Annotated in this window: 7 protein-coding genes; 5 read left to right on the top strand and 2 right to left on the bottom strand. The window is 61.5% G+C overall.

Going from position 1 to position 7785, the window contains the following annotated elements; genetic code table 11:
- Nucleotides 1–254: 254 nt before the first annotated feature.
- Nucleotides 255–851, top strand: coding sequence for a biotin transporter BioY (locus HG543_RS49435; protein ID WP_211194713.1), 597 nt, complete (start codon nucleotides 255–257; stop codon nucleotides 849–851).
- A gap of 5 nt (nucleotides 852–856) precedes the next feature.
- Here HG543_RS49435 and HG543_RS49430 read toward each other — a convergent pair whose 3' ends face one another.
- Entirely contained in the window at nucleotides 857–1255 is a 399-nt protein-coding gene (locus HG543_RS49430) for a VOC family protein (RefSeq protein WP_169351950.1), read from the bottom strand.
- 269 nt (nucleotides 1256–1524) lie between these two features.
- On the opposite strand from HG543_RS49430, the gene HG543_RS49425 reads away from it, so the two are divergent.
- From HG543_RS49425 to HG543_RS49415, 3 genes are all read left to right on the top strand, one after another.
- Nucleotides 1525–1713 (top strand): hypothetical protein, encoded by a 189-nt coding sequence (locus HG543_RS49425; RefSeq protein WP_169351949.1) that lies wholly within the window; start codon nucleotides 1525–1527, stop codon nucleotides 1711–1713.
- The gene (locus tag HG543_RS49420; protein ID WP_169351948.1) at nucleotides 1710–2078 is read left to right on the top strand and encodes a hypothetical protein; all 369 of its coding nucleotides are present in this window, start codon (nucleotides 1710–1712) and stop codon (nucleotides 2076–2078) included. Before HG543_RS49425 ends, HG543_RS49420 begins: the two co-directional genes overlap by 4 nt.
- 715 nt (nucleotides 2079–2793) lie before the next feature.
- Nucleotides 2794–4017 (top strand): hypothetical protein, encoded by a 1224-nt coding sequence (locus HG543_RS49415; RefSeq protein WP_169351947.1) that lies wholly within the window; start codon nucleotides 2794–2796, stop codon nucleotides 4015–4017.
- Between the two features lie 201 nt (nucleotides 4018–4218).
- Here the strand turns inward: HG543_RS49415 and HG543_RS49410 are convergent, their stop codons facing one another.
- Nucleotides 4219–5700 carry a diadenylate cyclase gene (locus HG543_RS49410; protein ID WP_169351946.1) on the bottom strand — a complete coding sequence of 494 codons (1482 nt, stop codon included), beginning with the start codon at nucleotides 5698–5700 and terminating at the stop codon, nucleotides 4219–4221.
- An 897-nt stretch (nucleotides 5701–6597) separates the two neighbouring features.
- On the opposite strand from HG543_RS49410, the gene HG543_RS49405 reads away from it, so the two are divergent.
- Nucleotides 6598–7347: a tyrosine-type recombinase/integrase gene (locus tag HG543_RS49405; RefSeq protein ID WP_371876554.1), complete on the top strand. Its 750-nt coding sequence runs from the start codon at nucleotides 6598–6600 to the stop codon at nucleotides 7345–7347.
- The last annotated feature ends 438 nt before the right edge of the window (nucleotides 7348–7785 follow it).

Here is a 7785-nt window from a genome sequence, read left to right as displayed (position 1 = left end):
GAAAAGGAGGAGCCCGCCGGGGAGGGCTTGGGCGGCGGCTTCGTCGTCACGGCTGTCTCTCCAGGGTGCGCGGCGGTCCGGACATTACGGGGGGGCTTCAATCATATGACGGAGGGAGACCGTCAATGTCGCAGGCTCCGGCGTCCGCCATTGGCCTACATGCACTCACGGTGAGGGTTGCGTCCCGGAGCGCGGGCGGGTAACGCGGCGGCGTCCCGGTTCTTCGTGCTGCCCGGCTCCTCCGGAGGTCCACCTTGGTCGCTGCATCCGTCGTCCAGCCACGGCCCGCCGTCCTGGCCGACCGGGTCGCCCGTACGCGGGTGCATGACGTGCTGCTCGTGCTCGGCGCGGCCCTGTTCACCGCGCTCCTCTCGCAGCTCTCCATCGCGGTGCCTGGCTCTCCGGTGCCCATCACCGGCCAGACGCTCGCGGTCATGCTCACCGCCGCGGCGCTCGGCCCCATGCGCGGCATGCTGGGGCAGGTGGCCTATGTGCTGATGGGGGCGGTGGGACTGCCGTTCTACTCGCGGGGCGCCAGTGGCTTCGAGCATGTCCTCGGAGCGACCGGTGGCTTCCTGGTGGGCTTCATCCCGGCGGCCTTCCTGGTGGGGCTGGCGGCGCGCCGCGGTCTGGACCGGTCCGCGTGGAAGGCCCTGCCACTCTTCGTCGCCGGCCAGCTGGTCATCTTCGCCATCGGCGTGCCCTGGCTCGCCTTCGTCGCCCGGCTCGAGGTCGCCACGGCCCTGCAGAAGGGCTTCCTGCCCTTCGTCCCGGGCGCGCTGGTGAAGGCCGCCATCGCCGCCATGCTGATGACGCTCTGCTGGCGGCTCGGGCGTTCCCGTCGGGCCTGACCCCCTCAGGTCTGCGGCGCCATCCAGACCAGGTTCCACAGGTGGCCGTCGAGGTCCTCGAAGCCCTGGTCATACATGAAGCCGTGGTCCTCGGGCGGATGCGGAGTCCGGCCGCCGGCGGCGACGGCCTTGGCGATCAGTCGGTCCACTTCTTCCCGGCTCTCGCAGTTCAGGCAGATGACGACCTCGTTGGCCTCCTTCGCCTGCACGACGGGCTTGCCGATGAGGCTCTTGAAGAACGCTTCAGTCGACAGCACGGCATGAATGCTGCCATCCACGATGACCATGAACGCCGCGCTCTCGTTGCTGAACTGCGGGTTGAAGCTGAAGCCGAGAGCGGAAAAGAAGGCCTTGGATTTGTTCAGGTCCTTGACCGGCAGGTTGAAGGTGATCTGCTTGTTCATGACGCCCCGTGTCGAAAGGTGGGTTGAAAAAAGGGGTCCTGCATCCGGGCGACGACTGACGGTGCATGAAATCGACACGCGCGCGAAGAACATTTTCGCTGCGATGGCGCTCACCGGACCGCTTCGCGGATGCGCCACGCCGGCAGTGAGCGTCACCCATGGAAGTGGGGGACTCTCACCTACGTGTTCTGCCGGCGGTCATCCTGGAGCTGGAGCGTCACCTGTCGGACTCTGCGGGCGTTTTCCCGGTCAGGGGCGAAGCTCGAACGGTGCTGCGACACGAGCGCGGGGGCGTGCGCATCGCCACGATGGACCCCACGGGCACGAAGTCGTGGAAGGTGGGCCCCGCCCTGAAGAACATGCCGCGCAAGGGCATGCTGGTCCCGCTCCTGCTTGGGGACACGTTGCTCTACTACCGTGAGGGCCATTTCGATGAGGACAGCGGTGCGACGAGTTGAGGCCCGGGACCTACCGTCGCTTCGACCTGCGCACCGGAGAGGAGCGCGTCTGGCGGACCCATGACATCTGGTGCAGCACGGGTGAGTTCGAGGGGCTGAGCCCGAGCCGGCGCACGCTGTACTTCATCGAGGGCAGCACCTACTTCGGCAACACCCGTCTGTACGAGTACTCGCTCGACCGCGACGAGGTTCGTGAAATCAAGATCGCGGCCATCAGCGATGTGCTCGACATCAGCAGTGATGGGGGCACGCTCCTCGTACGCACCGGCCAGTTGTTCCAGGCATACAACGTCGACACCGGTGAGCTGGCTCGGGTGGAGCTGGTTGACGTCAGCGGTGCGTGGGTGCTCGACCTGCGAGACTGACCTTCCGGCTTCGGCTTGTGTGTCCCCGACGGAATTCGAACCCGTGGGCAGTGCGATAGAAAACCCTAAGCAGGACGTGCTGTTACCCGCTATCGCCTTGATCTCACGTCGGTTCGTTGTGCCGCCCTATCCCGTCTTCCCCCGTCTTGTCCCGTTCTCATCCCCGCTGGAGGGGCACACTGAGGACACATGCGCCCCAACCCTCTGCCGGAAGGGCAAACGCCCAACCTACGCGCTACCGAGGGCGAGGCTCGCGGGTGCCGGGCACGGCGCGATGTGTGCAGTGGAGGCAGAGGAACTCTCTCTCCAACGAGCCGCGAGTTGCTGCGCGGACTCGGCTGAACTGCTCGACTGCTGCGGCATGGTCATAGACACCTTCAGGCACCTCTTTTCCGGTCTCCACGAGTCCCGGAGAGACGCCCGAAAGCTTAAATAGGGAGGGCCCTGCGGTTGTTCCGCCCAGAGAGCCAATGCCCCTCCTTCGGTCCCGCGTTCATCCAGGCGGAGCGCCAGTTTGCCCGCTCCATGCGCGCCGGGTTGGTGGTGCTGGGGCTGGTGGCGGTGGCATGCCCGCAACTCTTCTACTGGGGCGACGTCAACGAGGTGCGCACTGGCTTCCAGTACCGGGTAGCCTATTCGATGCGAGCACTGACCGCAGTGCAATGCCGCTGCTCATTGACTGCCGTACGATGGTCTGACCAAAAACCGAACCGATATGCGACACGACCACACCGACTGGCTGATTCACTTCGTCCGGGACCGAAACCCAGAGCAAGATTTCCCGGGCCAATCTGAAGACGAGGCTAGATACTTCGCGGGGGGAGAACTTGAGTTCGACGCAAGCGCCTTTCAGGTTCTGTGTACCATCATTCGATTGGGCGGCCTGATCCCAGGGCACTCCTTTCGCAACAATAGAACGACGATTTATGGGGGCGAGCCCGCTGTCTGCGTCACCGAAATGCCCCTTTATGCCTTCGCATCCTACGTGAAGCAGGCCGCAGCCACGGGCAGGGTCTCGGCGTACGGCATCGCATTCCTCAAACGAGAGTTCTACGAAGCAGGTGGCAGGCCAGCGATCTACGGGCTAAGCACGAACAAGGTCACTTACGAAGTGAACACTTGGATACGGCGCATCCTGTCTCCAACAATCCTACCGCAGGCGGAACAGTACCGGTACGTGGCGTACAGCCCTTCTGGGGCTCGCTGGATCGACTGGAGCCATGAGCGGGAGTGGCGCTGGAAGGTGACCGATTCCGAACGAGAGTATATCTGGTGCGAGGCGGGCGATGGCACTTTTGGCCGAACACCTGGCCTTCCACTTTTCAGAGGAAAGGCGGAGGGCGCGTGCTTCTCCCGCGTGTGCATTATTGTGTGGAACAACCAGGAAGCCGCCGAGGTGCAGAAGCTACTGACCGGGCTGTACTTGGCAGGCTCGAACAACTACGACACGCATTTCGAAAAGAGTGTCATCGGCAATTCTAGCATCATTGTTCTCGAAGACGTTATCAATGCTGTCGAAAGTGGGCAGAACCTAGATGCCCAAACCATTGAAGGATTGGAGGAAGCCGACTTAGTTCGCCCCATCTTGCTGAAGGATGCGACTCCGGAGCAGGCAAAGCGGGTCAAGTCCGCACTGAAGGCAGCTGCGCAAGCAGGGGCGCAAGCGGCCAAGGGCCACATTTGCGCACATCCTCAAGATATTGGAGGCTGCGGAAGCGCAGCAGCAGTTACGTATGACATCACAAACGAACTCGTGCAGTACATGTTGAAGGAAGGGCTTGCGACGGGGCCATACGACGGGCGCGTCCACATTGAGGTTCATGGTGAGTGGCCGCCGCGCCAAGAGAGAGCCTACTATGAGGCTATCTACCTAGAGATTGCGGAATGCCTCTCACAGCACCTAGGGATCCAGGTGCGCCTGTACTCTTGGGATGACTGAGCATGGTTTCGCTCCAACACTGGATGGTGAGCGGGGCTACTCCAAGCCGCTCACTCACGAGCTCTAGGCGCACGCCGCTCTCCAGCGCCTCATCGACGAGGGTGAGCATCATTTCTCGCGCTTCTCGTCCGCTGCCTCACCCTCCTTGAGCACCATTTGTTTTGGCCGGCTACTTCCTCATCCTTCTGCATGATCGATTAATCACGTGTTGTCACCGCCATCCGCTGGACCCACATCTTCCGAAGAAGCATGCGGAAAATCCGAGCGATGAGGGTCGAAAGTCTCACTCCCAAATCCCGGCTCGTCCACAACGCTGGATGCCGAGAACATTCTCACAATAGCTTTGCCCCTTCCTTCCTCGTCGAGATCCTTACGAAGCTCGCTCAGCAAAAATCCGAGATATTCGCCATGGTAGCGCACCAGAACTTCACATGCCCGGCGATACTCCGGCGTCTCCACATCATCAAGGGGAGGCTCCGATGCCAGGAAAACCAATCTCGTTAGTTCGTCAAGGTTGATCTGTGGACGAAGCCTCGGAATCAAATCGACCTGTCCATCCTCTGAGACTACAACAGCAAGCCGACCAATACCCTTTCGGGCTTGGACATAGCGCAATGCGGAATTGAATCGCGCTCCTCGTGAGGCGGTACCCAAGAGGTATGACTCGCCATCAAGAATAACACCAACCCCATGACAGACGCCGTCTGGGTCTAGAAGAATGGCGCCATCAATCGCCGTGGCTCTCGCTGCCACGTCAGCCGATAGTGCGACCGGTTCAATGGGAGTTGCCTGAGAGGCAAGGCGGCCAGCCTCGGATGACGCTGCTTCATCTACTACAATCAATGCGCCATGACCTTGCGCAAACACCCCTTCCAGCAGAGCCCAGATCTGATCAATGCCGTTTCGAGTCGGATTCGTAAAAACCCGAGAGAAGGTCGCTTCAAACCGCTTCTTCTCAAGTCGCCGAATCGGACGACTGGGAAGCCCAAATCGCACATCAACAACAGGCAGCGCTCCGGTTCCAGCTTCCCACTTTCCTTGTCCTTTCAGGCGGATCCAAAACTCGTCCCGCCTATGTTCCACTCTACGCACCATCCCAAGCATCGACGCCCCGTCGGAATAGACACAGCAATCTCCCGCCGCCATTTGGACAGTTTTTCGAGCCCAGACAGAGTTAGACAGAGGGACCGGATTTCTGAATTTCATCAAGAATCCACCGACGGGCTCATCAACCCCCACTACCACTGTCGCCCTTGCCTCCGCCGATTCGTATCTTAATGAAGATATTACATTGAGACTGTCAAATAGGCGTCTATTCCAACCCAGATCGTTCCGCGTATAAAATTGAAGGTCGTCAATCAGAGTTTCACCGGCAGCCATTAGGATTTGCTCTATCTCTCCATTCTTAATCCCAAGTCGAAAGCCTGCATCTTCCTTGCGCGCTTCACTAGCGAGTCGATCGAGCAGGACGTGCGAGGCAGCTTTGATAAGCCCAACCACTGTTTCGCCTTTAGGACCTAGCATCATCACGCCGTCACGACTTGCGGCAGCAATCTCTGTGAACTCCAGGAGGAACACGACATCATACGAACTTACGCGGGCACCTTCTGAAGCCAATGAATATGTTCCTGCCTCCAGGTCGTGCGCGCGAGCCATCTCCTCCACCACATCGTGAAGGCTCATTGTGGATGGTGACTCGCGCAGAAGGAATAGTCGCATTCCAGCATTCGATGGGAGATTGGTCTCTCTTTCTCGGGCGGAATTTCGGATGGTCAATAGATCGGGGCTCCAGTGCATGTTGACGTCAAGATCAAGTATTGGCGGATTCTTGAAGTCCTTACCCTCCCACCACCCGACTGCGATCAACCCAAGCAACGGGGGACGCTCAACGCCGAGTCGGCGAAACAGCCGAGAGACTAGACTCCTTGCCGTAGTCATAAACTCATTTTGAAAGCGCCACGCTTTCGGCTGTGCATCGCGTTCTGACACAGGCCCCTCCCAATCGGTCCGCTCCTACAGACTAACTTTCTTTGCGCCGATGCGATACTCAGCTACTACGATTCCAATCAGCGCCCGAGGCAAATTGGGCTTCCTGGGTCTCGTCCGACTTCCCCACAGAGTCAATGCTTCCCAATGCTTCGGATGACTGCCGACGCGTTGTCTGCCCAGGAGGCGGCAACGGGTACCCCTCGTGGTTCAGGTCTGGTCGGAAGCCTGACAGCTCTAGCCATTCGTCATAGCTGAAGGCCTCGGGTTTGGTGCCCATAACGCGGATCTGGTGCTCACGCTCCGTCGGCACGGGGCTGTCGTGGGCGAGTTTGGCCGCCTCATCGCCCAAGAGCGACATTAGCCGTAATTGGCACTAGATGCAGAGGGAATCCATGAGTGACACCGTGGCCTGCTCCGCGACATTCTCAGGTTGGCTGCCGCGTGCACGATCTGCGTGGCCCGCCACCGGAGACGGTCGTCACCCCGTCCGGGTGGCGCGTCGAAGCGACAATCGCTCGCGCGCGATTCGGCGGCTCGGTCTTAAAGTAAGCCCCCACGCGGGCGGCCCTCCGCAGGCGCAAGGGCTCGGGGGTGAATCTCCTGAGCCTCAAGTCTATCAACAACGCGCTCGCCGTGCTGCACAAGCTGCTGGCACTGGCACAGGAACAGGGCGTCATCGCCCACGTCCCGCGCGTGAAGCTCTTCAGGACGGAGAAATCTGCCTTCGACTTCCTCACCTTCGAGGAGGCTGAGCGCCTGATCAACGCCGCCGTGCCGGAGTGGCGAACGTTGATCCTGTTGGCACTCAAGACGGGGCTGCGGCATGGGGAGTTGATCGGGCTCCAGTGGGGCGACTTGGACTTGCAGCGCGGCAAGCTTAAGGTCCGGCGCACCATCTGGCAGGGGGTGACTGGGCTGCCGAAGGGTGGACGGGAAAGAACGGTGGACCTGCCGGGCTCAGCGGTGGATTCGCTCAAGGGACACCGCCACCTGCGCGGCCCTTACGTGTTCTGCCGGGAGGACGGCCAGCCGCTCACCGCTGGGATGACGGAGCATCGGCTAGAGGGGGCACTGAGCCGCGCGGGCATCACGCGCGAGCAGGGGTGCATCACCTGGCACGACCTGCGCCACACCTACGGCAGCCACCTCGCCATGAGGGGCGTTTCACTCAAGGTCATCCAGGAGCTTATGGGGCACGCGACCATCGAGATGACCATGCGGTACGCCCACCTCGCGCCGGAGGCCAGAGAGAGCGCGGTGCTGCAGCTCTCTCTGGCCAGCGCCCCAACCCTACGCCGCACCAGCGTAGAGACGCCGGAGGGGCACACTGGGGGCACATGATGGACGGAAGGCAAAAGAAAAGCCCAGCAACCCCTTGAGACTGCGAGGCTTCCCAGGTCGTCCCCGACGGGATTCGAACCCCTCGGGGAAATGGGGGGCGAGTCCCAGCTGAGCCAGAGCGAGCGCGCCCCCAAGCCGCGACGATGCGAGACATTGGCCGGCGGGTCCTCCGGCGGCCGGGCGAGCAGCGCCCGAGGAGGAAACGTCCGCTGGTGGAATGTCCTGGCTGCACAGCCAGAAGACACGTCCTACCGTTGACGCTCAGTGAAGGTCCCTCGGGAGGGGCCAAGAGGGGGCGCATATGGCTGGATGGCGGTGGTCTCGGGCCCTCGTGGTGCTCGCCCTCTGTGCCGTGGGGTGTCGGGACTCGTCATCGGGTCAGACGGTCCCCGTCTTCGACCGGAGGCCGACCGCGCCGTCCCCCGCCCCCGCGCCGAC

The sequence above is a fragment of the Pyxidicoccus fallax genome (assembly GCF_012933655.1).
GTDB lineage: Bacteria > Myxococcota > Myxococcia > Myxococcales > Myxococcaceae > Myxococcus > Myxococcus fallax.
This window is presented reverse-complemented; position numbering and strand designations above follow the sequence as displayed.